Genomic DNA, 26535 nt, shown 5'->3' with positions numbered 1-26535 from the left:
CCCGTGATGAATTTGCGCACAACAACATTCGCCGCCCTCGCGGCCGCTGCTGCCCTGACCGTCGCCGCCGCGCCGGCGGGAGCCGAACCCGCCCCCGAATACCGGTCCGAGATCGTGAACGGCACCGTGGTCACGACCCTGCGGGGCGCGAGCTTCACTCTCGCCCCCGACGGCCGATCGGTCCGGGTGCATGATGACGCGGGCCGGCCGGTGCTCTCCCTGCCGCTCGCCATCGAGCTCGACGGCGCCACGCGTCCGATCGGCGGGCACATCGCCGATCAAGGCCGCACGCTGACCCTGACTCCCCGTCCCGTCGCGTCCCCTCTCGAAAACCAGTTGGCGCTAACCGAATTCGCCGGAAGTCTGACCAGGGCCTCCCTAACGGCCACGATCGGCGGATTCGTCATCGGCGCCCTGGTCGGTGCGGCGATGGGCCTCGGTTCCTGTCTGCTGGTCGGCCCCGCCTGCCTGGCCACCACCCCAGCCGCCATCATGGCGTTCGCGGCGGGCGGTGGTGTGGCCGCCACGCTCACCCTCGGCGGAGCCGCACTGGCACAGGGTCTCTGGAAGTACGTGACGACCCTCCAGGCCCCACCCGGCGCCAGTGAGTACGCACTCCAGGACGGACTCCTGGACCCGAACGGCACCGGTGCCCCCGACGCGACCCTACGTCTCCCGCCGCTCCCGCTGCGCCCCCTGATCACCGGCTCCGCGAGCAGATCCGCAGGCTGACCCGACGCACCGAATCATCGCCGCACCGAGTCAGCGGTGCGGCGATGAGAGCGCGGAGCTCTTGCCGGGCAGCCACTTTCGATCCCGATCAGGCGCTCGGCGCGAAGCCGTGCAGTACCCCGTCGACCAGCGCGTCCGCGAAAGCGTCGTCCAAAGTGTGTGAGTGCAGCAGCCAGCGCTGGGTCAGGGGAGCGTAGAGCAGGTCGATGACCAGCGGGAGGTCGGCGTCGGGACGGAGTTGGCCCGCGTCGACGGCTGAGCGCAGGCGGGTCAGGACCGCGTCGTGGGTGGGTTGCTGGAGCTTCTCCCGGTAGAGGGCAGCCAGGGCGGGGTCCGCGATGATCTCGATCATGAGGGCGCGGATGGGTGCGGTGAAGGCCGCGTCGGTGAACTCGGCCGCGGTCGCGCGCAGGACGACCTTCAGATCGCGGGACAGGTCGCCGGTGTCGGGTAGCTCGAGCCCGGTGCCGTCGGTGTTCTCGCTCGCGGCGAGCAGGGCGTCCAACACCACCGCGCCTTTGGATTCCCACCAGCGGTAGATGGTCTGCTTGCCGACCCCGGCACGGGCCGCGATCGATTCGATGGTGAGTTTGGCGTAGGGAACCTCGCCGAGGAGTTCGCGGGTGGCGTCCAGGATCGCCACGCGAGAGCTTTCACGGCGGCGGGTCCGGGCGGGTGGTTGGGCTGCCATGACCGAATCTTAACAAGACGGAACGTCTCGTCTTGACAATCGCGCGGAAGCGGGTCAAAGTAGCGTTCAACAACGAGACGCAACGTCTCGTCTCGATCGAGGGAGTGTGCATGACCCGCGCAGACACCGGCCCGGTCCACCCGGCCTCGGCCCCCGCTCACCCCGCACAGATCAGGAGCGCACCCATGACCACTGCCCCTTCCTCGACCACCCGAACCTGGTTCATCACCGGGGCGAACCGCGGCCTCGGGCGCGCGTTCACCATCGCGGCGCTCGCCGCCGGGGACACCGTCGTCGCCACCGCCCGTGACCCGCGCACCATGGCCGACATCGACGACGCGCGACTCACGGTGTTGCCGCTGGATGTTCGGGACCGCGTGCAGGTTTTCGCCACGGTCGCCGCGGCTTTCGGGGTGACCGGGCGGCTCGATGTGATCGTCAACAACGCGGGATACGGGCTGGTCGGCGCGCTCGAAGAGCTGACCGAGAGTCAGATCCGCGACCAGATGGACACCAATTTCTACGGGGCCCTGTGGGTTTCGCAGTCCGCGCTGCCGTTCCTGCGGGCCCAGGGCTCCGGCCACATCGTGCAGATCTCCACCGTGGGCGCGGTCGGTTCGCTGCCGCTGTTCAGCATGTACAACGCGAGCAAATGGGCGCTGGAAGGCTTCAGCGCCTCCCTCGCCGACGAGCTGCGCCCCTTCGGCGTCAAGGTCACCCTCGCCCAGATGGGCGGGTTCGACACCGACTGGGCGAAGTCGAGCATGCGGTTCGGGACGGCGGTGCCCGCGTATTCCGGTGTCCGCGAAGCGATTCTCGGCATGACCGGCTACCCGGACCCCTCGGCGGTCTCCCCGGCCGAAGCAACAGCACCGGCCGCCGGGAACGAATGGGCCGAGCCCGCACCGGAAGTCGCGGCGGCCGGGCTGCTGGCCCTGGTGAACGAGACCGACCCGCCGCTGCGCCGGATCATCGGCCCGGGTGCGCACCAGATGGTCGCCCTGGCCCTGGACGCCCGCCGCAAGGACTACGTCACCGACCCGGAGTTCACCTGGCCCGCCTGATCGGGTTCGGCCCCGCCTGGGCGGGTCACCCACGTCAGGGCTGTGCCCGTGCGACTGCTGTTCGATCGCGACGACCTGTTCGTCCCGTTCCGCGACGCGCCCCCGATCGACTACGGCCTGCTCTGGCCGAAGGCCGGAAGCAACCCGCTCGTGCGACCGTTCGCGGAGATGGTCACCGAACTCGCGTCGACGTAGTAGCGCCCCCGGTGAGCGTTGAGTTCGGCTAAGCGCTGCGTTGCCGGAATCGCGCTTGTTGACGGGCTTTCGGGTGGAGATGCTGATTGGGCCCGGCCGGTCCGATTCTCCGGCACGACTTTCCGGCCGCATCCTGCCCGGAACACCACAGGCGGTCTCCGCCATCGAATCTCAGGAGGAATCTGTGTCACGTGAACTGGTCTACACGGGCTTCATGTCGCTCGACGGAGTCGTCGACTCCCCGGGCGGCAAGGAAGAAGGCCATCGGGGCGGGGGATGGGTGATGGACACCGAATTCGTTCCCGAGGCCTATTCGCTCAAGGGCGAGGAACTCGCCGACCACACCGCATTGCTGTTCGGGCGGCGCAGTTACGAGGCGTTCGCACCGTACTGGCGCGAGTCCGACGACCACGTCGCCTACCGGGACCTGCCCAAGTACGTGCTCTCCACCGGCCTCGCCGAGCAGGATCTGCTCGACGGCTGGGGTCCGACCACTATCCTGCGGACGGTCGAGGATGTGGTGCGGCTCAAGGAATCCGAGGGCGGCGCCATCTTCATCCATGGCAGCGCCGAACTGGCCCGCCGCCTCGCCGACGCCGACCTCATCGACCGGTACAACCTGCTGGTGTTCCCGGTGCTGCTCGGCGCCGGCAAGGGCCTGTTCAGCCGTGAGGATCGCGACAAAACGCAACTGCGGCTGCGGGAGTCGGCGACCTACTCCAACGGCGTCGCCAAGCTCGTCTACGACGTCGTGCGCTGAGCGGCGGCCGTCGCACCGGCGGCGTACAGCGCCTCCACCCGGCGGCCCCATTCCGGATCGGCGTCGACCCGGCGCCGGTAGATCTCGTAGATCCGTTCTCCCAGTGCCGGATCGGGGTCGTCGGTGAAGCGGACCGCGGACTGCCTGGCCAGGCGCGGCAGGATGAAATCGTCACCCGCGATGTGCACGGGGTCCCGCATGTAGCGCTCGACGGCGTCCAGGTCGGGAAGCGCGGTGACGAAGGCGTGGGTGAAGCCCTCTGCCGGATCGCCGAGGTCGGGGCCGAGGCTCGAGAACACCGAGGACTCGACCGAGATGGTCCGGCGGATCGCGTCCAGTACCTCTGCGCGCTCCGCGTCTCCGACCGCGTCGTCGAAACTGAAGCGCTGCACGAAAACAATCATTGAAACCTCCCCTAATTGCACTGACTAGTGCAGATTAATACACCAGTCGGTACTGCCGCTAGGGTTGGCTTCGTGCAGCGAACCGATGCGGAGCGCCCGAAGGGGCGGATCGACAAGCGCCAGGCGATTCTGGGCGCGGCCTTCGAGGCCTTCGCCGAGGACGGCTATCACCGGGCGAGCGTCGACTCGATCGCGCTCGCGGCCGGGGTCGCCAAGCACACGATCTACAACCACTTCGGCGACAAGGAAACGCTGCTGCGGGCGGTGGTCGCCGACCTCGCCGAGCAGGCCCTGGTCCGCAACCTCGCCGCCGTCGAATTGCTCGACCGCGGCGAGGATCTCACCGAGACACTGACCGCGACCGGCCTCCGGCTGGCCGAGTGCTACTGCGACGAGCGCACCGTCGCGCTGCGCCGCATCCTGCACTCCCAGCTGCCGGCCATGCCGGATCTGCTGGACCTGATCCGGGACACGGCCACCGATCGGGTCACCGACGCCCTGGCGGCCAGGCTCGCCCGGCTGGCCCTGGCCGGGCGACTCGACGTGCACGGCGACCCGGCCATCGCCGCCGAGCATTTCGGCGCGCTGCTGACCGCCCCGCTCGAAGCCCGCACGCGCATGGGCACCGGCGCGATCTCGAAATCCGAACTGCGACAGGTCACCCGGAACGCGGTGGCGACCTTCCTTCGGGCGTTCGGCCCCACGGCGTAGCGGCTGCGAGGACGGTTGCTCGCGCCCCGGGCTCACCGCCCGCCGCGGGCCGGTATCAGCTCGCGGCGACCGCGGGCTGCTCCTCGCGCACCGGCCCCTGTCTAATAACGCTGCGGCGATAGGGAATCGCCGCGGCGATCACCGCCGCCAGGATCGACACACCGCCGCCGATGAGGAAGGCGACCCGGAACCCGGCCTCGCTGGGGACCGCGTGCCCACCGGCGGAGATGGTCAGCTGAGCCAGGACCGCACCGATCACGGCGGCTGAGATCGAGGTGCCGATCGAGCGCATCAGCGTGTTGAAGCTGTTGGCGGCGGCGGTTTCCGACTGCGGCACCGCGCCCATGATGAGCGCGGGCATCGCGCCGTAGGCGAACGCCACGCCCGAGGTGCAGATGATCGTGACCATGAGCAGGCCCCAGGTCGAGCCCATCAGGACCAGCGCCGAGCAGTAGCCCGCGGCCATGATCACCGCGCCGGTCACCAGCGTGACCTTGGGTCCGCGCGCCGCCGACAGCTTCGCGCCGACGGGAGACAGCAGCATCATCATGATGCCGCCGGGCGCCATCCACAGCCCCATGGCCAGCATCGACTGCCCCAGCCCGTAGCCGAGCGAGGTCGGCAACTGCAGCAGCTGCGGAACGCTGAGCTGCAGCGAGTACATGCCCACGCCGATCGCCGCACTCGCGATATTGGTGACGAGCACCTGCGGTCGCGCGGTGACGCGCAGATCGACCAGCGGCTCGCCCGCGCGCAGCTCCCACCAGCCCCAGATCAGCAGCAGCGCCGCGGAACTGGCGAACAACCCCAGCGTGAGCGCGGAATCCCAGCCCCAGGCAGCGCCTTTGGACACCGGCAGCAACAGCGAGATCAGGCCCGCGCCCAGCAGGATCGCACCCGGCACGTCGAAGCGGCCCGAGGGTCCCTCGGCGCTGCCCTCGGGCACCACGATCACGATGAGCACCGTGGCGATGGCGACCAATGCCGCCGCGGCCCAGAACATCACGCGCCAGTTGCTGTATTCGGTGACCGCCGATGCCAGCGGCAGCCCGAGCGCGCCGCCGATGCCCAGCGACGAGGAGATCAGGGCGATGGCGGTGCCCAGGCGCTCGGGCGGCATCACGTCGCGCAGCAGGGCTATGCCCAGCGGGATGACGCCGACGCCCAGCCCCTGCAGCCCGCGTCCGATGATCATCGGCACGAGCGACCCGGCCAGCGCGCAGGTGATCGAGCCCAGGAACAGCGGCACCGTGGAGGCGATCATCATGCGGCGTTTGCCGTACATATCGCCCAGGCGTCCCGCGACCGGCGTGGCCACGGCGGCGGCGAGCAGCGTGATGGTGACGACCCAGGTGGTGTCACCCGGGTCGGCGTTCAGTATGCGCGGCAGTCCACCCAGCAGCGGCACCACGAGGGTCTGCATGAGGGACGCGGTGATTCCGGTATAGGCCAGCACCGCCAGGATGGCGGTGGTACTGCGGGGGACGGGGTCGGGCTGGGTCACGGCTTCTCCTGCGCTCATCGGTATATGCATAATACATACGATGTGCATTATGCATACTCAATGTGCCGCGCACAGGACGGTAGGGTGAGCGGGCAAGCAGTGGAAACCGCAGGTCGACGCGGATCGGCGGAAGGAGCAGGGTGAGCAATCCCATCGATGCGCTCGAATTCGAGGCCATGCTCTTCGGCCGGTACAGCCTGATCTCCCGCCGGGGCGACGGGCGGCTGGACCGCAGCGCCTACGTCCTGCTGCACCGGTTGCACGGTGGGGGACCGATGTCCATCGGACAGCTCAGCGAGGCGCTGGGCCTGGACGTGTCCACCCTCAATCGCCAGACCACCGCGATGCTGAAAGCCGGTCTCCTGGAACGCATTCCCGACCCCGACGGCGGAATCGCCCGCAAGTTCCGGGTCACCGCCGAGGGCCTGGAGAAGATGGAGTTCGAGCGCGCCTCGAGCATTCAGCACCTCGAGGTCATCCTGGAGGACTGGGCGGCGGCCGACGTCGCGGCGCTCGCGGACTATCTGACGCGGTTCAACGCGGCCATCGAGGACTACCAGGGTCGGCCGTGGCCGCGGCCCGAGCGTTCGTGAGCCTCATTCCGAAGTAGCCGCCGCACACCGTCTTCCGATCTCGCGCAGCGCAGCCAGCACCTCGGGCGGCCCGTCGAGTTCGAAGTCCGCGTCCAGGAACGTGAGGTGCGCGGCCAGGATGTACGCGGTGTCGCCGCCCGCGTGCACGATGCAGGACTCGTCGTCGACGGGTTCGACGGCGATCCCGTCGGGCAGCCAGTCCACCAGTTCGGTCGCGGAACGACGCACCAGCACCTTCGCGCGATACCGGAACCGGGCGATGCGGCGGCCCGCCGCGACGAACGTGATGAGATCGCCCCGCGGCGGCTCGCGCGGGTCGAACCGCGGCCCGGTCGGGATGCGCGGACTGATGCGGTCGACCCGGAAGGTGCGCCAATCGGAGCGGTCCAGATCCCAGGCGACCAGATACCAGCGGTGCCCGAGATAGACGAGCCGGTGCGGCTCGGTGGTGCGGTACTGTGCGTCGCCGTCGTGATTGCGGTAGTCGAAGCGCAGTCGATGCCGGTCCCGGACCGTGCCCGCGATCGCGGCCAGCACCTGCGGATCCGCTTCCGCCCCCGCGTGATTCGGAATCACGGTGGACGTCTGCAGCGAGTCGATGCGGTGGCGTACCCGCGAGGGCAGGACCTGCTCGATCTTGGCGCGGGCCCGGGCCGAGGCGGTCTCGAAACCCGACACCGATCCCGGCGCCGCACCGCCGAGTCCGAGCACCACCGCCGCGGCCTCGTCCTCGTCCAGCAGCAGCGGCGGCAGCTTCGCGCCCGGTCCGAGCCGGTAGCCGCCGGCCGCGCCGGGCGTGGAACTCACCGGGTAGCCCAGCTCGCGCAGCTTGTCCATGTCCCCGCGGACAGTGCGCGCGCTGACGCCGAGTTCGGCCACCAGTTGCGGTCCGGTCCACTGCGGGCGGGTTTGCAACAGCGACAACAGATGCAGGAGCCGGGCCGAAGTCGTGATCACAAATTTCTACTCTAATCGCCAATGCGGCAAGTAGTTTGCCGCATTGGTTGGTTGACTAGAGGTATGAGCAACTCGAACACCGAGATCCGCCCCTTCCACATCAGCATCCCCCAGGACGAGCTGGACTACCTGAACGCGCGCCTGGATCACTATCGGCTGCCGAACGAGCTGCCCGGCTCGGGATGGCGGCTCGGCGTACCGGGTGACTACCTGAGCGAGCTGATCACGTACTGGCGCAACGACTTCGACTGGCGCGCCCAGGAGAAGACGCTCAACGAGCTGCCGCAGTTCACCACCGAGATCGACGGCCAGAACGTGCATTTCGTGCATGTGCGCTCGCCCGAGGCCGATGCGACCCCGCTCATCCTGACCCACGGCTGGCCGGGATCGTTCGTCGAATTCCTGGATGTGATCGGCCCGCTGACCGATCCGCGTGCCCACGGGGGCGACCCCGCCGACGCATTCCACCTCGTGCTGCCCTCGATTCCGGGCTACGGCTTCTCCGGTCCGACCACCGAGGCCGGCTGGAACGTCAACCGGACGGCGCGAGCCTGGGCCGAACTCATGGATCGGCTGGGCTACGAGCGATTCGGCGCGCAGGGCGGTGACTGGGGTTCGGGCATCTCCCTCGAACTGGGCCGGGTCGCCCCGGATCGAGTGCTCGGGGTGCACGTGAACTTCCTGATGACCTTCCCCTCCGGCCGGCCGGGTGAGCTCGATGATTTCGAGCCGGCCGACTACGCGAGACTCGGCCTGCTGGAACGGTTCCAGGGCGATTTCGGCGGTTACATGTCCATCCAGTCGACGCGCCCGCAGACCCTCGCCTACGGCCTCACCGATTCCCCGGTGGGTCAGTTGGCGTGGATCGTCGAGAAGTTCAAGGAATGGACCGACAGCGTGGACCGCCCCGAGGAGGCCGTGGACCGCGACCGGATGCTGACCAATGTCATGCTCTACTGGCTGACCGGCACCGCGGCGTCCTCGGCCCGGTTCTACGCGGAATTCGCGCAGTCCATGGCGCAGGGTGACTACCCGGCCCGGGTCGAGCGCCCCGTCGGCGTCTCGGTCTTCCCGAAGGACGTGATCCTGCCGATCCGCAAACTCGCCTCCCGCGACGCGAATGTCGTGGCCTGGCGCGAGCACGATCGCGGCGGCCACTTCGCCGCTCTCGAACAGCCCGCCCTGCTGGTCGAGGACATCCGCGCGTTCTTCGCCGGCCTGCCCGGGTAGCGGAAGCCGTTGCGGGCGGAGCTGTTTCGCTCCGTCCGCAACGGTCTTGTTCCCGGTGTGCGGTCGTCATCGCCGCGGGGGCCGTGCCGTCTAGGCGGTGACGGTTCCCGCGGCGATGGCCTGTGCCCGCTCGGCCAGGGCGGTGGTTTCGGCGGCGAGGCCGCGGATCAGGGAGTTGCCGAACACCGCGTGCGCCAGGAATGCCAGGGGACCGGTCAGGGCCAGGCGCACGACCAGGCGGGTGCGGTCGCCCTCGGTCTGCAGGACGCGCAGGCGGTTGCCGCCGCCCAGGACGGTGACCCAGCCCTTGTCCCGCCAGCCGAATCGGCGGCCGGGATCGACCACGGTGACCTCGTGCATGGCGTGCCGGGTGTTGTCGTTGAGGATGACCTGGGCGGCGACCGACGCGCCGGGTTCGGGTGCGCCCGTCGCGGCGGTCAGCCACGGGTTCCATTCGGGATAGCGCTCGAAGTCGGTGATGACCCGGTAGGTCACCTCGGGTGAGGCGTCGATGAGCGCTTCGCTGTAGTAGCGGGGAGCCAGGCGCTCCCAGCGGGCGACCACCCCGGCGAACAGCACGGGCAGGATGCGGCTGCGGGCGGTTCGGGTGTCGCCGGTGCGGCGGGCCACGTCGAGTTCGAGCCGGTGGATCTCGCTGTGGATCCGAGGATCGTCGTGCGCGAACCAGTGCAGATCGGTCAGCCGTGCGCGCGCCGCCGCGTAGTCCTGCGCCCGGACGGCGTCCCGGCAGAGTTCCAGTTCCGCGTTGTTCGCCTGTGCGAATCGCTCCGCCGCTGTCATCGGTACCTCCAGATCCCGTGGGGCCCGCACCCCGGGGGAAGCATTGCGGACGCGTGAATCCCAGTCAAGCATTTGCTTGGTCGCGAAACCGGGGACCGACCGGCGGGATCGGGCCGGCGGTGGAATCGAGGAAGAATGCGGCGACCGGGATCGATTTCCATTTGATCGATTCCGGACCACGCGGCCGAAAAGCTCTATACGATAACTCAAAATTTGCTAGACGTGCCCATGTCGCGGCATGGACGCGTACCGATCGTTCCTGCTCCCAAAGACTAGGGGATCGCGTGCAAAAGTCATTGTTCGGACCGGCGGCCGGAGTCCGGCGCCTGATATTCATCGGATGTGCGGCCGGTATCGGCATATCCCTCGTGGTGGCTCCGGCGGGCGCCGATGTGCCCGGTGCCACGGAAATAACTCAGAAGTACGACCAGGCCGGCGGTTCGTCGTCGCCGCTGGGCAATCCCGTCGGCGAGGCCGTGGAAGTAGCGGGCGGTGCGAGCCGCGATTATCAGGGCGGCGCCATCTTCTACTCCGAACCCAATGGCGCGCATGTGATGTACGGCGTCATTCTGAACGAGTTCCGGGAACTCGGCGGTCCCGCAAGCGATCTCGGATTCCCCACCAATGACGAATCCGACACCTCCGGTGTCGCCGGTCGGTTCAACAACTTCGCCGCACCCGACGGCGCCGCCATGTACTGGACGCCGCAGCAGGGCGCCTGGGTGGTGCGCGGCCCGATCCTGGCGGCCTACCGGCAGCTCGACGGCCCAGCAGGTCAGCTCGGTTTTCCGACGGCGGCCGCCGCGGTCAACGGGGACGGCGCCACCGTCCAGAAATTCAGCGGCGACAACGGCGCCGCGGAGATCACCTGGAGCGCCGAGCGCGGATTCTCCACTGTGCCGGGAAGTTTGGCGGCCGGCCTGGCCGGTCTGCAGCTCCCCACGATGACCGGTGTCCTGCCCGAGGGCTCGGTGCAGCTGCCCGACGGCCGTGTCCAGCTGCCCGACGGGTCGATCAAGATGCCCGACGGCAGTTACCAATTGCCGAACGGCAATGTCGTCATGCCGGACGGCTCCGTCAAACTGCCCGATGGGTCCATCAATTTGCCGGAGGGCGCGGTACGGCTCGGTGACGGTGCGCTGCAATACGCGAACGGTTTGATTCGTATGCCCGACGGTTCGTTCAAACTCCCCGATGGCGCGGTGCAATTGCCCGACGGCACCGTGCGCATGGCCGACGGGTCGATCGTATTCCCCAGCGGCGGCGTGAAAATGCCGGATGGATCCTTCGATTTCCCGGGCATGGCCTTCTCCTCCGCCGAGAAATCCACCGGATGGTGGGATCGGCTGCGGGACAACATGGGCGGCTGGTGGTGGATCGTTCCGGTCCTGATCGCCCTGTTGGTCCTGGCCGCGCTGGCCGGGCTGTACCGCTGGTTCCGTGACCGCCGCGGTGGCGGTAGCACCGGTGGCACCACCGGTGGCCCCTCGGGTCCCGCTGGTGGCGGCGTCGGCTGGGACGACCGCGCATCCGGCAGCGGCGCCGCGCAGGCCGATACGACCGGACGCGGTGTCACCCCCGGTGGCATGGTCAAGGGCGCTGCCGCCACCGGTGCGGCGGGCGCGGCCGGGCTGGGCGGCCGGGCGCGCGAGATGGTCGGCGACGCGAGCTCCGGAATGGCGGGCGCTGGTCGCCATGCCGCGGACCGGATGGGCGATATGGCCGGCGGGGTGACCGATACCGGCCGGCGGGTCGGCGAATCCGTCGGCTCGGTGGGCAAGCACGCCGGTGCGGCCGCGGCCGGTGTGGCCGCCGCGGGCGCGGGTGCGGTGGCCGGAGCGCGCCGGAGCATGTCGGGCGCGGTCGCGGGCGCGGAGGTGAACGCGCTGTTCGACGAACTGGAGGGCGCCGACGCCATCAACACCGCCTATGCCGGAGCGGCGCAGGGTCTTTCCGGCGGCGTCGTGCACACCAGGCTGCTCATCGACGAGAACATGAGCCCGCGCCTGGTGGAGATCCTCGACGCGGCGGGCTACGACGCCGTGCACGCTCGTGACGTCGGTCTGGGCGGCGGCGCGAACCGCGCGACCCTGGAGAAGGCGAAGCAGATGGGCCGCACGCTGGTCACCTGCGAGCGTTCCTACGCCCGCGACATGATCGGCAACCCGGTCACCGGCAGCGTGGTCATCCTCGACAACGCCGAGGGCACGATCGACGACCACATCTCGGTGCTGCGCCGGGCACTGCCCGTGCTGGACCGGGTACTGTCCACCGGCGCACTCGCGGTCGCCTCCGATCAGGGCGTCAGGGCGCGCCAACTCCCGCTCAACCACCGGTAGTCCACACCGAGCGCTCCGCCACGCATGCCGTGGCGGAGCGTTCGTGTGTCCGCACCTGGGACCGGAATATATTGCCGTGGTGGACATTGCGGGCGACGGGGATATCCGCGGCTGCTCACGGTTAACCCATCGCCATCAATTAGCGCTGTGAGCCAACGCAATTCGGCGGATTCGGCCGCAGCCCCGGAACTGCGCGTCTGTTATCTTCAGTCGACATCGAGATCGACAGAGGAATAGGGCAGTACACGATGACGCTCACCGGGGGATCAACCGAACCCGATATCCAGAACAAGAAGACCACCGTCGGTCGTCGCGTACCCGCCGCACCCGCGCCCTCCTCCTCGCGCGGGCCGTGGATCGCCGGGGTCGCCGCGCTGGCCCTGGTGGTCATCGGCGTCGGCGTCGCGGTGGCAACCGGCACGAGTTCGGATTCGGACAAGAGCCCGGTGCTCAGCAAGACCTTCCTCGCGGTCGACAAGGAATGCGAACTGGTCACCAAGGCGATGCTGGACGTCTACGTGCCCGGGGCCAGCTGCGCCTCGCAGGCGTTCAGCGGTATGAACAACAAGGACGGGGTCAGCACCTATGCCCCCTCCTGGGCGGTCGAATCCGCGACGCGCCCGCCGACCCAGATCGAACTCGGGCTCACCCTGACCCCGGCCGCGGAGAAGCTCTTCACCGACAGCTATGACGACGCCGTCCGCAGTTTCGAAGCCAGTCATCACGACCCGCAGATCGGTGAGATCACTCTGCCACAGTTCGACAAGGCGTATCTGATGTCGGGCTCGTACGCCTACGCGGTGATCCCGCAGGCGGATGCGCGCGTCGCGGCCCGTAAGGGCAATGCCGTGGTGATTCTGACCTTCAAGGGGTTCGGTAGCATCGACGACTCCGTCGGTGCGGTGAAAGCCATTGCCGCGGACATCATCACGCACCTTCCCAGCTGATTTCCCGCGCACCGCAGCCCTCCGTCATCGCGCGACGGAGGGCTGTTTCGTGTCCGGATACCTCGGCGACGCGGTGGCCGGGCGCTGCGGCGGCTACTCGCCGACCTCGTCGAGGTGCTCGTGCAGAGCCGCGGTGATCGCGGTGAGCACGCGGTGGGCGGTGTGCAACTCGGCGTCGGAGAACTCGGTCATGGCGGCGCGGTTGCGATGGCCCAGGGGCAGGAAGAAGTCCTCGGCGGCGGCCCGCCCGGGCGCGTCGTGGTAGAGCAGGACCCGCCGGCGATCGTTGGGGTCCGTGGCGCGGCGCAGGTGGCCGGATTCGATCATCCGCTCCACGAGATAGGTCATGGCGGCCGAGGACATTCCCATGAGCTTGCCCAGCTGCCCCGAGGTGAGCGGGCGGCCGGCGAACTCGGCGGTGGCGATATGAAGCAGCGCGCGGAAGTCATTGGCGCGCAGATTGTTCGACCGGGCGAACACGTGCCCGAGCTGCTCGGACACCGCTGTCAGGGCGCGCAGATCCGCACCGATCTCGGTTTCGAGCACAAAGCGCTGCCGAGTGGCCTCCGCGTCAGCGCCGTCGTTCTCGATCACCGCAACAGCCTAGCCCGCTAATCTCTCATTTGCTTAATAATTAAATACATGAAAGATTTTCCGGGTGAGCTTCTGGAATCGGTACGCAAGTCTGGTCAGCCACCGGAGGTCGTGGCTGCTGCTGGTCGCCCTGTTTCTGCTGGCCGGAGCGCTGATCGGCGGAATAGGCAAGAACGACGCCGCCGGGCAGGCCCCGCGCTCGGTGCCCGATTCGGCGCAGTCCGCGCGCATCACCGAGATCCTGAAACAGTTCCCGGACGCGGACCGGTCGGTGGCCATCGCGGTGGTCACCCGCACCGATGACGCGCCGCTGACCGAGGCCGATCTCACCGCGGCCCGCGCCGTCGTCGAGCGCGCCACCCGGGCCGCGGGCGGTACCCCCGACCCCGCGGCCCCCCTGCAGACCGCACCGGGCGGGCAGGCCGCGATCGGGCAGGTGCCCGTCTCCGGCGCCCTCGACGGATCCGCGCTCACCGAACACATCACCGAGGTTCGCGAGGCCGCGCGCCGGGACCTGCCCGCGGACCTGACGGTCGAGATCACCGGCGGGCCCGCGTTCGCCGGTGACATCGCCGACGCCTTCGCCGGCGCCGACGTCACCCTGCTGGCGGTCACCGCCATAGTCGTTGCGGCACTGCTGATCCTGACCTACCGCTCGCCGGTGCTGTGGCTGATCCCGCTGGTGATCATCGGCCTGGCGGACCGGGTCGTGGTCAGCGTGGGCACGGGCCTGTCCCAGCTGACCGGGCTCTCCTTCGACGGATCGACCTCCGGCATCACCAGCGTGCTGGTCTTCGGCGCGGGCACCAACTACGCGCTGCTGCTCATCTCCCGCTATCGCGACGAGTTGCACCGCACGCCCGATCACCGCCGTGCGCTGTGGCACGCGGTGCGCCGGGCCGGGCCTGCCATTCTGGCCAGCAATCTGACCGTGGTCCTGGCTCTGCTGGTCCTGCTGCTCGCCTCGGTGCCCAGCACCCGCAGCCTCGGGCTCTTCGCCGCGACCGGACTGCTGGTGGCCCTGTTGTTCGTGCTGCTCGGCCTGCCCGCCGTGCTGGCGCTGTGCGGTCGAAACGTCTTCTGGCCCTACGTTCCGCGCCCCGACGATCGGGACCGTGTCGAAGAGGGAATCTGGCATCGGGTCGCGACCCGGGTGGTGGCGAAGCCGGTGCCCATCGCCGCGGCCACCCTGGCGCTGCTGAGCGTGTGCACCCTGGGACTGTTCACCGTCGACGTCGGCCTGTCCCAGACCGAGCAGTTCCGCACCCGCACCGAGTCGGTCAGCGGATTCGACACCCTCGCACAGTATTTCCCGTCCGGTGCGGCCGACCCGACCCAGGTCGTCGCGCGGACCTCGGCCGCACCGGCGGTCGGCGAACTGCTCGCCGGGACGCCCGGGGTGGTGCGCGCGGCCGCGACCGGAACATCGGAGTCCGGCTGGTCCCGCTGGACCGTGCTCATCTCCGGCGCACCCGGTTCGCACGACGCCTTCGACACCGTGCAGGCCCTGCGCGATCGGCTGGGCGCGGTGCCCGGGGCCGATGCCCTGGTGGGCGGAAACGACGCGCGCGCACTGGATTCCAGCGATGCCGCCGCGCGCGATCGCATGGTGATCATCCCGCTGATCCTGCTCGTCGTCTGCGTGGTGCTGCTCGGTCTGCTGCGCGCGGTGCCCGCGGCGCTGCTGCTGGTCGCGGTCACCGTACTCGGCGCGCTGGCCGCGCTGGGTCTGGGCAGCTGGGTGAGCGTGCACCTGTTCGGATTCCCGGCCATGGACACCGCCGTACCGCTGTTCGCGTTCCTGTTCCTGGTCGCCCTGGGCGTGGACTACACGATCTTCCTGGTCACCCGGGCGCGCGAGGAGACCCCCGAGTACGGCACCCGGCACGGCATGGTGCGCGCGGTGTCCTCCACCGGCGCGGTCATCACCAGCGCGGGTCTGGTCCTGGCCGCGGTGTTCTGCGTCCTGGGTGTACTGCCGCTGATCACGCTGACCCAGCTCGGCATCGTGGTGGGCATCGGCATTCTGCTCGACACCTTCGTGGTCCGCACGGTGGTCATTCCGGCCCTGTTCGCGCTGATCGGCTCTCGCGTCTGGTGGCCGAGCCCGCTGGCGGCCGAGTCCACCGGAAAGGAAGCCGCGCACGATGATTCGGTCGCGGTGAGCGGCTGACCGGCAAGGCTCCCGGTTCGGGAGAGTGCTCGGCCCGGATGCGACCGGGACCCGGGGCGGCCTCCCGCTCCGGGGCCGGTGACACGCAGAACCCCACGAACTAGAACGCGTTGCAGTACGGTCGGCGAATGGGTACGACCGAACCGCGATCGGGGACGGCGGCGTGAGCCGGCCGCGCGTCGTGATCGCCGGGCTGGGGGACACCGGCCTCCTCACCGCGATCCACCTCGCGAAACATGTGGACGTGGTGGGTATTTCGAGCAAGCCCGGCCTGGTCAGCGGGCAGGAGCTCGGCCTGCGACTGGCGCGCCCGCGCGAGTGGGCGCGCGACTACCGGGTGTCCTTCGACCGCTACCGCCGGCTGGACGGGGTGCGGATCGTGCACGGGACGGTGTCCGGCGTGGATTTCGGCGCACGCCGCCTCGAGCTCACCGATTCCGCCGGAGCCGCGCGGTCGGAGTCGTACGACGCGCTGGTGATCTCGACCGGGGTGAGTAACGGCTTCTGGCGCACACCCGGCCTGCAGACCGAGGACGAGGTCGAGGCCGGGATCACCGCCGCCCACGAACGGCTGGCGGCCGCGGACTCGGTGCTGGTGCTCGGTGGCGGCGCGGCGGCGGTCAGTAGCGCGCTGAACGCGGCGACCGCCTGGCCGGACAAGCGCGTGGATCTGTACTTCCCCGGCGAACACGCACTGCCGCAGCATCATCGCCGGGTCTGGCGCACCCTGCGCGGGCGGCTCGAGCGCCTCGGCGTCGGCCTGCACCCGCACCACCGTGCGCGGGTCCCCGAGGGATTCGGCTGCGACGAGATCACCACCGGCCCGGTCGAGTGGAGCACCGGCCAGCCCGCGAGCGCCGCGGACGCCGTGCTCTGGACCATCGGGCGGGTCCGGCCGAACACGGACTGGCTGCCCGGCAAGGTGCTGGACGATGGCGGTTTCGTCGCGGTCGACGACTATCTGCGGGTTCCCGACGCCCCCGGGGTGTACGCGATCGGCGATGTCGCCGCCACCGATCCGCTGCGCAACTCGGCGCGCAGCCGGGCGGACGGCCTACTGGCGCACAACATTCGGGCCGAATTGACGGGTGGATCGTTGAAACCGTTCGTTCCGGCGGCCCGGCGCTGGGGATCGGTGGTCGGGCCGCAGCGCAACGTGCTCGAGATCTTCGACCCGGCCGGCCGGGGCTACCCGATTCCCGCCTGGTCCGCGCTACAGCCGTTCATCGTGTGGCGCGGGATCTACGGCGGGGTTCGGAAACCTCACTCCCGGTAGACCCGCACGTACGCGTTCGTCACGCCGCCGACGCTCGCCGGCCCGAGGCAGGAGGACGCACCCTGTCCGGCCGGTCCGAACGACCCGCCCCAGCTGCCGCGGTACGGGCCGATGCCCATGAGCGGCCAGGCATTGGGAATACCGGCCAGCCCCCAGCACTCGACGACCACGGTGTACTCGCGCCCGGGCGGCGCGTCGACATCACTGCAGGTCGCTGAGGCGCTGATGAGATCCCGCGTGATGACGCAGTCTTCCGGCGCGGCCTGCGCCGTTCCGGAACCGAAGACCGCGGCGAGTCCGAGAACCGGAACCGCGGCGGCCGTGACTCGTGCGGCAGCGACCATGCGCTTCTTCATTCGAAATCCTCCCAAAAGGCCGTGTGGCCATCGTTTACGGATACCGAGCTGATCGAGCCGGGGCACCGCTGTGCCCCGGAGTGCGCTGTCCACTCCAGGGTTTGATCGTCAACGCCGCGAGAAGTGTTGCACGGGGCCGTCCGGCCGCGGGGGATCCGCGCTGGGCCAGGCAGCGCGGTGACGCCCCGGCGCGCTCCGCGTATCCGGGCCGAAGCCGCGGTTGGACACGCGGCAGCGCCCGGCAGCGCGAATCGGCGAACCCCCTCGCCCCGGCAGTGTGTGAGGGGGTGGCAGGAGCGTGACCGCGTGAATCCACCCCCGGTGCCGGCATGGCGTCAGCCCAGGATCAGCGCCGCCGCGTGTTCGCCGATCATCATGGTGGACGCGTTGGTGTTGCCGCCGACGATGCTGGGCATGATCGAGGCGTCGGCCACCCGCAGGCTCTGGATGCCGCGCACGCGAAGCATCGGGTCCACGACCGCCCGCTCGTCCACGCCCATGCGGCAGGTGCCGACCGGGTGGTAGACGGTGGTGGCTCGATTGGGCACCTCGGCCGCCAGTTCGGCGCGGCCGGGATGCCGTGTGCCGGGCTCGATTTCGGCGTCCACCGCCGGGCCGATGGCCGGGGCCGCCATGATCTCGCGGGTCAGCTCCATCCCGTGCACCAGGGTGTCCAGGTCGCGTTGTTCGGCGAGATAGTTGGGGTCGATCGCCGGCGCGGCGGTGGGATCGGCGGAGGTCAGGCGCAGGGTGCCCCGGCTCTGCGGGTAGATCATCGTGACCATGACGGTGAGCGCGCGGCGCGGATCGGGGGTGTGCCGGACCGGCGCGTCCTGGTTCGGCCCGGGGTAGCTCCACGGCAGCACGTGCAATTGCAGGTCCGGGGTGCCGGTGGAGTACGGGGTGCGCAGGAACGCCAGGACCTCGAAGACGCTGCGCGCCAGCCAGGTGCTGTTCTTGCGCAGCGTCTCCCGCATCAGGGCGCGGGCGAAGTAGCCCGCCGCCGATCGGTGCACGGCGCTGGGCATGGCGAAGCTCATCGGCACGAACAGGTGGTCGTGCAGGTTGTCGCCCACCGGGAGATCGGCGGCGACCTCGATGTCGAAGGCCCGCAGGTGATCGGCCGGTCCGATGCCCGAGAGCATGAGCAACTGCGCGGAGCCGAAAGTGCCCGCGCTGACGATGATCTCGCGGTCGGCCCGCAGGGTCTGGGTGCCGCGCGCGGTGCGGTACTGCACCCCGGTGGCCCGGCCGTTCTCGATCACGATGCGGGTGACCTGGGTGTTGGGCAGCACCGTGAGGTTCTTCGGCCGCGTGTCGAGATATCCGACCGAGCTGCTGTATCGCAGGCCTTCGCTGTTGCTCTGCTGTAGCAGCGACACCCCGTCCTGTTCCGCGCCGTTGTAGTCGGGATTCAGTGCGACGCCGGTGGTTTCGGTCAGCGCCGACATGAACGAGGTCGAAGCGTCGGTCAGCTCGCGCTGGCGAATCACCTTGATCGGCCCGGCGTCGCCGCGGAATTCGCTGGCACCGTCCTCGAAGGATTCGAACTTCTTGAAACTCGGCAGCACGTCCGCGTAGGACCAGCCGGTATTGCCCGCGGCCGCCCAATCGTCGAAATTGCGCTGATTGCCGCGTACGAACACCATGCCGTTGATCGAACTCGAGCCGCCCACGACCTTGCCGTGCGTCTGCGGCACCTTGCGGCCCAGCGCGTGTTTCTGCTCGACGGTGTAGTGCCCCCAGTCGATCGTCTTCTTCAGCTGCGGTACCGCGTGCATGGGGCCGATCAGGCCGGGCGTGCGCACCAGCCGGGTGTTGTCCCGGCGTCCCGCCTCGATGAGTGTGACGGCCGCGCCGGAATCGGCCAGCCTGCGCGCGATAATGGCTCCGGCACTGCCGGAACCGATGACGATGTAGTCCGTAACCGACATGGTCGGCCCCTCTCCCCAGACGGTGTCGCCGCGAGTCACCGGCAAACTAGAACCTGTTGCCGAACGTACTCGAAAAGCGCCGCGCGGGAGTCCGATTCACCGTGACCCGTGAATTCGAATGGGGAGTGCGCGCTATTGCCGGGACAGCGCCCGCAATACTTCTGCGGCCGCGCGCGTTCCCGATTCGAGGGCGCCCTCGATATAACCCGGATGATCGCCCGCGGTTTCGGTGCCTGCCCAATGGATGTCACCGGTGGGCTCGGCCGTGACCGGCGGGAATCCGACGGTGGTTCCGGGCAGGGGGACCGCGAAGTAGCCGCCGCCGACGAATTCGTCTCGATGCCAGGACTTTTCGTGCCAGCTCACGGGTTCGAGCAGTTCGGGTCCGAGATGCAGCGCCAGCGGGCGCAGGACGGCGTCGCGGCGCGCTCGGTCATCCAGGTCGTCGAGCCGATGCGCTTCCGGGCCGGGGACCAGGATGCACAGGTGGCCGGGCCCGCCCGGCGGGGTCGTGTCGAAAGCCGCCCGTCCGGGGGTGTCGAGCACCAGGAACTCCCCGCCCGGGCCGGTGCGCCAGAACGGCCGGTCGTACACCGCGATTGCCTTGTACACCGATCCCATGTAGGTGTTCCGGGCGAGGTCGGTGTGCGCGGCGGGCAGCGCGGGGTCGAAATCGATGCGCTCGAGCATGGGCGGCGGCACGGTGACGATGGCCTTCTCGGCCCGAATCTCGCCGCGCGCCGTGCGCAAGAGCACACCGTCGCCGTCGGCGACGATCGATTCGACGCCGTGGCCCAGGCGAACTCGATCGCCGAGCTCGGCGGCCAGGGCATCGGCCAGCGAACCCATGCCCTCGACCAGCAGGGAGTCCTGTGCGCCACCTCGGGTGGACAGCATGGTCCGGAGTCCGCCCTGCGAGCGGATCATCCTGGCCATGGCGTCGACCGAGAACCGGTCGAGATCGGCCGTCCACGACGTCGTGGCGATCACCTCGAGCAGCCGCCGGATGGTGCGCCCGGGCACGTGGCGCAGCCACTCGGACACGGTGACGTCGTTCCGTTTGCGTGGTAACGCGGTGCGGGACAACGCTTCCAGTGCGACGAGGGCGGCCACGGCGCCGAGCATGGCGGGCCCGCCGACCGTGATTCGGCGTGCGCCCTCGACGATGACGGGCAGTCGCCCGGTGTGCATCGGGAACTTGGTGAGGCCGAGTTCGGCGGCCAGCGAGGTCACCCGGTGATGGTCGTGCCCGATCCACTGGCCGCCGAGGTCCACGCGCGATCCCAGCGCCGTGGTCTCGCTCATCGCGCGCCCGCCCGGCCGGTCGGCGGCCTCGAGCACGATCACCTCGACACCGTGGCGTCGAAGTTCGCGGGCGGCGCGCAGGCCCGCGAATCCGGCCCCGACCACCGCCACCGTCGTGCGGGGGATCGCGTCGTGCTCCTGTGCCGGCTGCTGCTGCATCGGGCGTCCCTTCGGTATCGCTTGTTCGGAAGGCCACGCTCGGAGGGTGAGGACGACCGCTGGCGCTCTAAGTCGTACAACCGACCGACTTTTTTCAGTAAGCCACAACGGGCCGGTGAACGCAAGGGTCGCGGCGTTGCCGGTGTCAGTCGGCGGCGGCCGCGATCGGCCGCGGATCGGCGAAGCGAACGATCATGTCGACGGCGTGGTCGAGATCGCGCCGTGCGCGCTCGGGATCGGGGTTCGTCACGTACTGGATGATGAGCCCGTCCATCATCGCCAGGGACAGGCGGCCGAGGGTGTCGTAGTCGACCGCGCAGCGTTCGCCCGCCGCGGTCGCCGCGCGCTCGTAGGACTCGGCGATGAGCGCGGTGTAGCCCTGAAACTGGAGTCGCCCGAGCCCGCCGGAGCCGCCGTCGTCGCGCGCGGAATACATGGCCAGTTCGTACTGCATCACCTGCAGACCGATCTCGTTCTCGACCAGCGAGCTCCAGAAATTGTCCACGGCCTGCCGAATAGCCTGCGCCACGCCGTGATCGGAGTCCACCCGGACGTGCAGCGCGGCGGCGACGTCGCGCTCGACGGCCGCGATGACCGCCCGCAGCAGCTTGTCCTTGGACGGGAACACGTAGTGCATGGTGCCCAGGGGGAGTCCGGCTTCGGTGGCGACCGCCCGCAGGGTCGTGCCCGCCACGCCCACCGCGCCCAGGACCCGGATCGCCGCGGCGACGATCTGCTCTTCCCGCTCGGCGGCTTTGACGTAGGCCAACCCATTCCTCCTCTTCGGCCCCACGAGTCTCGCACGCCGCACCCGCCGGCCTCGCCCGCAACCCGCCCGTCCCGCCGGACTCCGGGGAGTGTTCGCGCCGGGCTGCGGAGTGATGAACTGCGGCCCGGCCGCCGCCGCGCCCGCGCCGGGGCCTGCACGACGCCGGGGAACGTCGAGGGTGCTCAGCGCGGATCGGCGGGTACGAGCGCGTCGGTGATGCCCATGGTGACCCGGTGCAGCAGCCATTCCGCCGGTCCGCGGCGGAACATGCTGCGCCACAGGGTCGCCAGGACCAGCGAGCCGATGACCAGCAGCGCCAGGAGCTGCCAGGACGGGCCGTGGATCGCGCCGGCCGGGGGAGTGTCGGCATCCAGCGGCACCAGTACCGCGACCGCGACGACCTGCGCGATATAGAGACTCAGCGCGCACGAGCCCGCGCAGATCAAGGGGTACAGGGGAATTCGGGCCGCGGGCAGTACCGCCGTCAGCGCGCCGATCACCAGGAACGCGACGCCGACGGACCCGAAGATCTCGAACGGGGTTCCGCTGTGGGCGTTGTCGATGGTGAGCCACCACCAGCTGTTGGTGCCGACGGTGCCCAGACCCGCCAGATCGATGATCACCGCCGGATCGATGTCGGTGACCCCGAGGCCGGTCAACAGATCCACCAGGTGGGCGCGCCCGCCGAACGGATGTTGCAGCAGCCAGGATCCGCCGTAACCGATGAGCGCCAGCAGCGCGCCGATGCCCAGCAGCGGCAGGGCACGGAGTTCCCGGATGCCCCAGCGGCCCAGCGCCATTCCGGCCAGCACGAACGGCATCCAGGTGATGGCCGGGTACGCGCCGGTGAACATCAGCATCGTGGCCGCCTCGCCGAGTCCGGACCACGAGGTGAGCATGTCGGCGCTGGGATGACCACCGGCGGTGGACTGATCCAGGTGCTCGCGAATCAGGAACGACGCGATCGGCCCCGCGATCGCCCACCCCGCCGCGAGCACGGTCAGCGCTCGCGCGCCCAGGCGCACCAGTGGCAGCGCGAGCAGGAAGTAGAGCCCGTAGTACGTCAGGATGATCATGATCCCGATGCCCGAGTGCAGTTGCGCCAGTGCGAGTCCCAGTGCCGCGATGAGCACCGCCCGCGCGGCGATGCGGACCAGGTCCCGCCGGCCCGCGCGCCCGGTACGCGGGGTGCGACCCCCGGACATCAGGGTCAGCGAGACCCCCGCCAGCACCGCGAACAACGCGGCCGACCGTCCCGCGAAAACCGAGAGCCAGCCGGAACCGAACACCTGCTCGGGCGGCCCGGTGTGCACCGCGAACATGCCCAGCACGGCGATGCCGCGTGCCGCGTCCAGTGCCAGCACCCGCGGCAGACCGGGTTGGGTGGCAGAGCGTTCCGATACGACCGTTCGCGCCGACGTCACAGCCCGGCCTCCTTCGCAGTTCCCGTACTTCAGTTATTGGCAGGCTAATTCAAAGGATTGCGGGAAAGACAACCGTCACGGTGTGATCTGGAAAAGATCAGCCTTCAGATGTACTTCTCAGCAAATGCCATGGGCCGCTGGTCTGACGGTCACCGCCGGGCACCGGGGGTGCGTACCCCGTACCCGCGCCCGGCCAACCATCCAGTGGCACGTGTTAGTGTGCGTTTGGCTTCGGGGGCCGCGCGGGGAACCACTTTCGCGTCCCGAATGTTGACGTTCTGACCCACTCGGGCAACGCGCCCCTCGCGGGCGCGGTTCCCGGTAGGTTCCGAAACGCGACGGCGGGCTCGGTAGAGCCCGCCGCACAACGATCGACAGGAGATGGTTGGCATGGGTGTGAGTTTGTCCAAGGGCGGCAACGTGTCGTTGACCAAGGCGGCGCCGGGCCTGACCGCGGTAGCGGTCGGCCTGGGCTGGGACCTGCGGACCACCACGGGAACCGATTTCGATCTCGATGCCAGTGCCATCGGTGTCGACGCGAGCAAGAAGGTCGTGTCCCCCGGGCACTTCGTCTTCTTCAACAACCTCAAGTCCCCCGAGGGCGCGATCGAGCACGCCGGTGACAACCGCACCGGTGAGGGCGAGGGCGACGACGAGGTCATCAACGTCGATCTCGCGACCACCCCGGCGAGCATCGAGTCCATCGTGTTCCCGGTCTCGATCTACGACGCCGTCTCGCGCAGCCAGAGCTTCGGCCAGGTCCGCAACGCCTACATTCGCGTCGTCGACCGGTCCAACGGCACCGAGCTGGCCCGCTACGACCTGAGCGAGGACGCCTCGACCGAGACCGCCATGGTCTTCGGCGAGCTGTACCGCAACGGCGCCGAGTGGAAGTTCCGCGCCATCGGCCAGGGCTACGCCTCGGGCCTCGAGGGCATCGCCCGCGACTTCGGCGTCGGGCTCTGAGACCCGAGTTCTGAAACCGGCCGGTGGCGAGCGCGTTCATCCCGCGTGGCGCTCGCCGCTCGGCCGGTGCGGAAATGGGGCGTGACAAGCGGTTTCATGTCCCGAACAGTTCGATCGTCCGTGTTAGCGTCGAATGCACCCGACAAAACGGACACCTCACAGAAGCGAGCAGATGAGACGCGCGAAGCGCAAATACCGATTACCCAACCCGCCCCGAACTGATCGCGGCCGCGTTCCCGCCCCGGGGGTGACGCCGTGCTCACCGCGCTGAGTGTTGGACTCGGTGTTCTCGTCGTCCTGGCGATCACCGCGCTGACCGGGTACTTCGTTGCCCAGGAATTCGCGTACATGGCCGTGGACCGCTCGCGGCTCAAGGCCCGGGCCGAAGCCGGGGACACGGCCGCCGGCCGGGCCCTGGCCGTGACCCGGCGCACCTCGTTCATGCTGTCCGGCGCGCAACTCGGCATCACGGTGACCGGCCTGCTGGTCGGCTACGTGGCCGAACCGCTCATCGGCCGCGGCCTGGGCGAACTGCTCGGCGGGGTGGGGGTGCCCACCGGCGTCGGCATCGCGGTGGGTGCGGTACTGGCCGTGCTCTTCTCGACCGTGGTCCAGATGGTGTTCGGGGAGCTGTTCCCGAAGAATCTGGCCATCGCCCGGCCCGAACCGGTGGCTCGCAGGCTGGCGTTCTCGACGACCCTGTACCTGAAGGTCTTCGGCTGGCTCATCAAGCTTTTCGACCAGTCCGCGAACGTGCTGCTGCGCGCACTACGCATCGAACCGGTCCACGATGTCGAGCATTCGGCGACACCGCGCGACCTCGAGCACATCGTGGCCGCCTCCCGCAACGCCGGGGAGTTGCCCCCCGAGTTGTCGACGCTGCTGGATCGCATCCTCGACTTCCCCACGCGTACGGCCGAACACGCCATGATCCCGCGGGCAAGGGTGGACGTCGTCGCGGCTTCGGAGACGGTGGGGGCGGTGCGCGATCGCATGAGCACCGGCCACACTCGCTACCCGGTGGTCGGGGAGACCAGCGACGATCTGCGCGGCATCATCCATCTGCACGATCTGCTCGACGTCGATCCGGACGAGCTCGCCGGGCAGCACTTCCGCGAGGCGGTCATGGTGCCCGAATCGCTGTCGCTGCCCGACGTCGTCACGGCCGTGACCGCCGCCGGGCAGGAAATGGCCTTGGTCATCGACGAATACGGCGGATTCGCCGGCGTGGTCACCATCGAGGACATCGCCGAGGAACTGGTCGGCGAGATCGACGACGAACACGATCCCGAGATCAACGACGATGTGGTGCCCGTCGACGGCGGCTGGCTGGTCGCCGGTGACCTGCATCTGGACGAGGTGTCGAGACTGTTGAATCTCGAACTCCCCGAAGGGGATTACGAGACCCTGGCCGGATTGGTGATCACGCGGTTCGGCGGCCTGCCCGAGGTCGGCGACTCCGTCGCGATCGACCTCGAACCCGAACCGTCCGAACTGCTCGCCGAACATCCGCGGCGGCGCTCGGTGCTGGCTCAGGTTCGCCAGGTGCACAAGCGGGTGCCGTCGCGAGTGTTGATCACCCCGCAGGCCGACTCGGAGGTGCGCGGCGATGAGTAATCCCTGGGTCGTGGTGGCCATCACCATCGGATTGATCACCGCCAGCGCGTTTTTCGTCGCGGTGGAATTCGCGCTCATCGCGGCGCGCAAGCACCGGCTCGAGGACGCGGCCGCGACCAGCGCCCCGGCGCGGGCCGCACTGCGCAGCGCCTCGGAACTGTCGGTGCTGCTGGCCGGGTCGCAGCTGGGTATCACGGTGTGCACGCTGGCGCTCGGCGCCATCACCAAACCCGCTGTGCACCACTGGATCACCCCGCTCATCGAGACGCTGGGCGCTCCGCTGTGGCTGGCCGACGTCGCCGGTTTCGTGCTGGCCCTGATCGTGGTGACCTTCCTGCACCTGGTGGTGGGGGAGATGGCGCCCAAGTCGTGGGCGATCGCGCATCCGGAGCGATCGGCCATTCTGCTGGCGCTGCCGATGCGCGCGTTCATGTGGCTGACCCGGCCGCTGCTGTCCGTGCTCAACCGGCTGGCCAACTGGTGCCTGGTGCGGGTGGGCGTCACCCCGGTCGACGAGGTCGACGCGGGCCAGGATCCCGCCGCGCTGCGGCATCTGATCGAGCATTCCGCCACCGCGGGCACGCTCGACGAGCGCTACCGCGGGAACCTGACCGCGGCACTCGAACTCGAAGCGCTGACCGTCGGCGACATCGTGCGCCCGAACATCGGCCCGAGCGCGGTCGCGCCGGCCGCGGACGCGCGCACGATTCAACGGGTCTCGCGCTCGACCGGGCACCTGCGCCTGTTCGTGCGCGAGGGCGCCGAACTGATCGGCGTGCTGCACGTGCGCGACAGTCTGGGCGTGCCGGACACGACCGTGGCGCGCGATCTCATGCGCCCGGTGCTGCGTTTCGAGGCGACGCTGCCGGTCTACGAGGCCCTGGGCGTCATGCGTGAGACGCGCGGCCACATCGGCGTGGTCACGGGCCCCGCCGGTGTGATCGGGTTCGTCACCCTCACCGACGTGCTCGAGCGGCTTCTGCCCGCGGCCGCGGTGTGAGCGCGGCCGGACAAGTTCATAACTGCTGTTCCAC

The 26535-nt window shown here is 69.3% G+C and carries 25 protein-coding genes; 14 read left to right on the top strand and 11 right to left on the bottom strand.

The genetic code is table 11. The features are described from left to right. Window positions 1-6: 6 nt before the first annotated feature. A complete protein-coding gene (locus tag ACFVBH_RS03545) occupies window positions 7-732 on the top strand; it encodes a hypothetical protein (RefSeq protein ID WP_378999437.1) in 726 nt (241 codons plus the stop codon). A gap of 88 nt (window positions 733-820) precedes the next feature. On the opposite strand, the gene ACFVBH_RS03540 is transcribed toward ACFVBH_RS03545, so the two are convergent. Beyond that, window positions 821-1423 carry a TetR/AcrR family transcriptional regulator gene (locus ACFVBH_RS03540; protein WP_354988049.1) on the bottom strand — a complete coding sequence of 201 codons (603 nt, stop codon included), beginning with the start codon at window positions 1421-1423 and terminating at the stop codon, window positions 821-823. 185 nt (window positions 1424-1608) lie between these two features. Between ACFVBH_RS03540 and ACFVBH_RS03535 the strand changes: the two genes are divergently transcribed. From ACFVBH_RS03535 to ACFVBH_RS03525, 3 genes are all read left to right on the top strand, one after another. Then, the gene (locus tag ACFVBH_RS03535) at window positions 1609-2487 is read left to right on the top strand and encodes an SDR family NAD(P)-dependent oxidoreductase (protein ID WP_378999434.1); all 879 of its coding nucleotides are present in this window, start codon (window positions 1609-1611) and stop codon (window positions 2485-2487) included. Window positions 2488-2535: 48 nt separating this feature from the next. Then, on the top strand, window positions 2536-2682 hold the full coding sequence (locus tag ACFVBH_RS03530; RefSeq protein ID WP_378999432.1) for a hypothetical protein: 147 nt from the start codon (window positions 2536-2538) through the stop codon (window positions 2680-2682). A gap of 184 nt (window positions 2683-2866) precedes the next feature. Continuing rightward, on the top strand, window positions 2867-3442 hold the full coding sequence (locus ACFVBH_RS03525) for a dihydrofolate reductase family protein (protein WP_378999430.1): 576 nt from the start codon (window positions 2867-2869) through the stop codon (window positions 3440-3442). On the opposite strand, the gene ACFVBH_RS03520 is transcribed toward ACFVBH_RS03525, so the two are convergent. Continuing rightward, the gene (locus tag ACFVBH_RS03520) at window positions 3424-3846 is read right to left on the bottom strand and encodes a Dabb family protein (protein WP_354988045.1); all 423 of its coding nucleotides are present in this window, start codon (window positions 3844-3846) and stop codon (window positions 3424-3426) included. The genes ACFVBH_RS03525 and ACFVBH_RS03520 overlap by 19 nt on opposite strands. A 72-nt stretch (window positions 3847-3918) precedes the next feature. Here ACFVBH_RS03520 and ACFVBH_RS03515 point away from each other — a divergent pair, with 72 nt between their 5' ends. After that, on the top strand, window positions 3919-4557 hold the full coding sequence (locus ACFVBH_RS03515) for a TetR/AcrR family transcriptional regulator (RefSeq protein WP_378999427.1): 639 nt from the start codon (window positions 3919-3921) through the stop codon (window positions 4555-4557). Window positions 4558-4612: 55 nt separating this feature from the next. Here ACFVBH_RS03515 and ACFVBH_RS03510 read toward each other — a convergent pair whose 3' ends face one another. Next, window positions 4613-6079 (bottom strand): MFS transporter, encoded by a 1467-nt coding sequence (locus ACFVBH_RS03510; protein WP_378999425.1) that lies wholly within the window; start codon window positions 6077-6079, stop codon window positions 4613-4615. Window positions 6080-6201: 122 nt separating this feature from the next. On the opposite strand from ACFVBH_RS03510, the gene ACFVBH_RS03505 reads away from it, so the two are divergent. Beyond that, a complete protein-coding gene (locus ACFVBH_RS03505; RefSeq protein ID WP_378999423.1) occupies window positions 6202-6654 on the top strand; it encodes a MarR family winged helix-turn-helix transcriptional regulator in 453 nt (150 codons plus the stop codon). Window positions 6655-6657: 3 nt separating this feature from the next. Here ACFVBH_RS03505 and ACFVBH_RS03500 read toward each other — a convergent pair whose 3' ends face one another. Beyond that, a complete protein-coding gene (locus tag ACFVBH_RS03500; protein ID WP_378999421.1) occupies window positions 6658-7611 on the bottom strand; it encodes a helix-turn-helix transcriptional regulator in 954 nt (317 codons plus the stop codon). Window positions 7612-7674: 63 nt separating this feature from the next. Between ACFVBH_RS03500 and ACFVBH_RS03495 the strand changes: the two genes are divergently transcribed. After that, entirely contained in the window at window positions 7675-8841 is a 1167-nt protein-coding gene (locus ACFVBH_RS03495; RefSeq protein WP_378999418.1) for an epoxide hydrolase family protein, read from the top strand. 90 nt (window positions 8842-8931) lie between these two features. On the opposite strand, the gene ACFVBH_RS03490 is transcribed toward ACFVBH_RS03495, so the two are convergent. Next, complete coding sequence (locus ACFVBH_RS03490; protein WP_354988039.1) at window positions 8932-9642, bottom strand: SRPBCC domain-containing protein; 711 nt, start codon at window positions 9640-9642, stop codon at window positions 8932-8934. A gap of 368 nt (window positions 9643-10010) precedes the next feature. On the opposite strand from ACFVBH_RS03490, the gene ACFVBH_RS03485 reads away from it, so the two are divergent. Then, on the top strand, window positions 10011-11981 hold the full coding sequence (locus ACFVBH_RS03485) for a DUF5615 family PIN-like protein (protein ID WP_378999415.1): 1971 nt from the start codon (window positions 10011-10013) through the stop codon (window positions 11979-11981). A 248-nt stretch (window positions 11982-12229) separates the two neighbouring features. After that, window positions 12230-12928: a hypothetical protein gene (locus ACFVBH_RS03480; RefSeq protein WP_378999413.1), complete on the top strand. Its 699-nt coding sequence runs from the start codon at window positions 12230-12232 to the stop codon at window positions 12926-12928. Window positions 12929-13021: 93 nt separating this feature from the next. On the opposite strand, the gene ACFVBH_RS03475 is transcribed toward ACFVBH_RS03480, so the two are convergent. Continuing rightward, window positions 13022-13519: a MarR family transcriptional regulator gene (locus tag ACFVBH_RS03475; RefSeq protein WP_354986240.1), complete on the bottom strand. Its 498-nt coding sequence runs from the start codon at window positions 13517-13519 to the stop codon at window positions 13022-13024. A 67-nt stretch (window positions 13520-13586) separates the two neighbouring features. On the opposite strand from ACFVBH_RS03475, the gene ACFVBH_RS03470 reads away from it, so the two are divergent. Continuing rightward, window positions 13587-15695, top strand: a complete 2109-nt coding sequence (locus ACFVBH_RS03470) for an MMPL family transporter (RefSeq protein ID WP_378999411.1) — start codon at window positions 13587-13589, stop codon at window positions 15693-15695. Window positions 15696-15858: 163 nt separating this feature from the next. Then, complete coding sequence (locus tag ACFVBH_RS03465; RefSeq protein ID WP_378999408.1) at window positions 15859-16971, top strand: NAD(P)/FAD-dependent oxidoreductase; 1113 nt, start codon at window positions 15859-15861, stop codon at window positions 16969-16971. Here the strand turns inward: ACFVBH_RS03465 and ACFVBH_RS03460 are convergent. The 5 genes from ACFVBH_RS03460 to ACFVBH_RS03440 form a co-directional block, all read right to left on the bottom strand. After that, complete coding sequence (locus ACFVBH_RS03460; protein WP_378999406.1) at window positions 16959-17327, bottom strand: hypothetical protein; 369 nt, start codon at window positions 17325-17327, stop codon at window positions 16959-16961. The two genes, ACFVBH_RS03465 and ACFVBH_RS03460, sit on opposite strands and share 13 nt — an antisense overlap. A gap of 335 nt (window positions 17328-17662) precedes the next feature. Then, window positions 17663-19261 carry a GMC family oxidoreductase gene (locus tag ACFVBH_RS03455; RefSeq protein WP_378999404.1) on the bottom strand — a complete coding sequence of 533 codons (1599 nt, stop codon included), beginning with the start codon at window positions 19259-19261 and terminating at the stop codon, window positions 17663-17665. Window positions 19262-19393: 132 nt separating this feature from the next. Continuing rightward, a complete protein-coding gene (locus ACFVBH_RS03450) occupies window positions 19394-20725 on the bottom strand; it encodes a flavin monoamine oxidase family protein (RefSeq protein ID WP_378999403.1) in 1332 nt (443 codons plus the stop codon). 145 nt (window positions 20726-20870) lie between these two features. Continuing rightward, the gene (locus ACFVBH_RS03445) at window positions 20871-21494 is read right to left on the bottom strand and encodes a TetR/AcrR family transcriptional regulator (RefSeq protein WP_378999401.1); all 624 of its coding nucleotides are present in this window, start codon (window positions 21492-21494) and stop codon (window positions 20871-20873) included. Between the two features lie 182 nt (window positions 21495-21676). Then, window positions 21677-22918 (bottom strand): heparan-alpha-glucosaminide N-acetyltransferase domain-containing protein, encoded by a 1242-nt coding sequence (locus ACFVBH_RS03440; RefSeq protein WP_378999399.1) that lies wholly within the window; start codon window positions 22916-22918, stop codon window positions 21677-21679. Window positions 22919-23308: 390 nt separating this feature from the next. On the opposite strand from ACFVBH_RS03440, the gene ACFVBH_RS03435 reads away from it, so the two are divergent. From ACFVBH_RS03435 to ACFVBH_RS03425, 3 genes are all read left to right on the top strand, one after another. After that, the gene (locus tag ACFVBH_RS03435; RefSeq protein WP_354986147.1) at window positions 23309-23884 is read left to right on the top strand and encodes a TerD family protein; all 576 of its coding nucleotides are present in this window, start codon (window positions 23309-23311) and stop codon (window positions 23882-23884) included. Between the two features lie 255 nt (window positions 23885-24139). Then, window positions 24140-25501, top strand: a complete 1362-nt coding sequence (locus ACFVBH_RS03430) for a hemolysin family protein (RefSeq protein ID WP_378999396.1) — start codon at window positions 24140-24142, stop codon at window positions 25499-25501. Beyond that, complete coding sequence (locus tag ACFVBH_RS03425) at window positions 25494-26501, top strand: CNNM domain-containing protein (RefSeq protein ID WP_378999394.1); 1008 nt, start codon at window positions 25494-25496, stop codon at window positions 26499-26501. Before ACFVBH_RS03430 ends, ACFVBH_RS03425 begins: the two co-directional genes overlap by 8 nt. Window positions 26502-26535: the final 34 nt, after the last annotated feature.

The sequence above is a fragment of the Nocardia sp. NPDC057668 genome, assembly GCF_042799795.1.
GTDB lineage: Bacteria > Actinomycetota > Actinomycetes > Mycobacteriales > Mycobacteriaceae > Nocardia.
The sequence above is the reverse complement of the archived record's forward strand: the minus strand, read 5'-3'. Positions and strand labels throughout refer to the sequence as shown.

Bases quoted from the DNA above. Each gene is read 5' to 3' on its own strand.
- ACFVBH_RS03545 (WP_378999437.1), top strand. From the start codon at position 7: ATGAATTTGCGCACAACAACATTCGCCGCCCTCGCGGCCGCTGCTGCC.
- ACFVBH_RS03540 (WP_354988049.1), bottom strand. From the start codon at position 1,423: ATGGCAGCCCAACCACCCGCCCGGACCCGCCGCCGTGAAAGCTCTCGC.
- ACFVBH_RS03535 (WP_378999434.1), top strand. From the start codon at position 1,609: ATGACCACTGCCCCTTCCTCGACCACCCGAACCTGGTTCATCACCGGG.
- ACFVBH_RS03520 (WP_354988045.1), bottom strand. From the start codon at position 3,846: ATGATTGTTTTCGTGCAGCGCTTCAGTTTCGACGACGCGGTCGGAGAC.
- ACFVBH_RS03510 (WP_378999425.1), bottom strand. From the start codon at position 6,079: ATGAGCGCAGGAGAAGCCGTGACCCAGCCCGACCCCGTCCCCCGCAGT.
- ACFVBH_RS03495 (WP_378999418.1), top strand. From the start codon at position 7,675: ATGAGCAACTCGAACACCGAGATCCGCCCCTTCCACATCAGCATCCCC.
- ACFVBH_RS03490 (WP_354988039.1), bottom strand. From the start codon at position 9,642: ATGACAGCGGCGGAGCGATTCGCACAGGCGAACAACGCGGAACTGGAA.
- ACFVBH_RS03480 (WP_378999413.1), top strand. From the start codon at position 12,230: ATGACGCTCACCGGGGGATCAACCGAACCCGATATCCAGAACAAGAAG.
- ACFVBH_RS03460 (WP_378999406.1), bottom strand. From the start codon at position 17,327: ATGAAGAAGCGCATGGTCGCTGCCGCACGAGTCACGGCCGCCGCGGTT.
- ACFVBH_RS03455 (WP_378999404.1), bottom strand. From the start codon at position 19,261: ATGTCGGTTACGGACTACATCGTCATCGGTTCCGGCAGTGCCGGAGCC.
- ACFVBH_RS03450 (WP_378999403.1), bottom strand. From the start codon at position 20,725: ATGCAGCAGCAGCCGGCACAGGAGCACGACGCGATCCCCCGCACGACG.
- ACFVBH_RS03435 (WP_354986147.1), top strand. From the start codon at position 23,309: ATGGGTGTGAGTTTGTCCAAGGGCGGCAACGTGTCGTTGACCAAGGCG.
- ACFVBH_RS03425 (WP_378999394.1), top strand. From the start codon at position 25,494: ATGAGTAATCCCTGGGTCGTGGTGGCCATCACCATCGGATTGATCACC.